We start from the raw sequence: 1,078 nt of genomic DNA, 5'->3' as shown, positions 1-1,078 counted from the left end.
GTGGTAACGTACCTAAGGAATTCTTCCCAGCTACTGTAGATGAGAATGTGAAACCAGAATTCTGCTCACCTGGCTTGATACGGTAATCGATCTTACCGAACTGACCAGAACCACCAGACTGCTTCTTGTGCGTATATGAATCTTCAACTTCAGCCGTGATTGTTTCACGGTATGCAACCTGAGGTTCACCAACTTCTAGCTCAACGCCATAAGTACGGTTCAGGATGTCTACTTTGATGTCTAGGTGAAGCTCACCCATTCCGCGTAGAATTGTTTCACCTGAGTCTTCGTCAGTGTGAACCTGGAATGTTGGATCTTCTGCAACCATCTTACCGATCGCGATACCCATTTTCTCAGAACCGCCTTTGTCTTTAGGCTTAACAGCAATCGAGATTACTGGCTCAGGGAAGACCATCGCTTCAAGTGTACATTCGTGCTTGGGATCACAAAGTGTGTGACCTGTTTGAACGTTTTTCATGCCGACGATTGCAAGGATGTCACCAGCTTGAGCTGAATCTAGCTCGTTACGATCTTCAGCTTCCATCTCACACATACGGCCGATACGCTCAGTCTTACCTGTGAAGGAGTTAAGTACTGTGTCGCCTTTGTTCAGCTTACCTGAATAAACTCGGATAAAGGTAAGTGCGCCGAAACGGTCATCCATGATCTTAAATGCAAGTGCGCGGAATGGCTCGTCAACAGCAACTGTAGCAACTTCGCCAGTTGGCTCGCCCACTTCATCAGTCAATGGCTGAGGAATAACTTCTGTGGGTGAAGGCAAGTAGTCAACAACAGCATCAAGAATTAACTGGATACCTTTGTTCTTAAATGCAGAGCCACAGTAAGTAGGGAAGAATGTCAGGTCATTAGTACCTTTACGAATACAGGCTTTGATCTGTTCCGTAGTTGGCATTTCGCCTTCCATGTACGCCATCATGATGTCGTCATCAACCTCAACAGCTGTTTCAATCAACTGCTCGTGATACATGTCTACATCGTCAACCATATCGGCTGGAACGTCTTCTACTTTGAAGTTTTCAGGTAGGCCTGTGTCATCCCAAACATAAGCTTTCTTAGA

1 protein-coding gene is annotated in these 1,078 nt (G+C 45.7%); it reads right to left on the bottom strand.

What is annotated here, in order from left to right:
- On the bottom strand, positions 1-1,078 hold a 1,078-nt coding region (locus A3766_RS25975), incomplete at both ends, for an EF-Tu/IF-2/RF-3 family GTPase (protein WP_255375870.1).

Source organism: Oleiphilus sp. HI0132, assembly GCF_001635845.1.
Note: the sequence above shows the minus strand (reverse complement) of the source record. Positions and strands in the feature narration are given on the sequence as shown.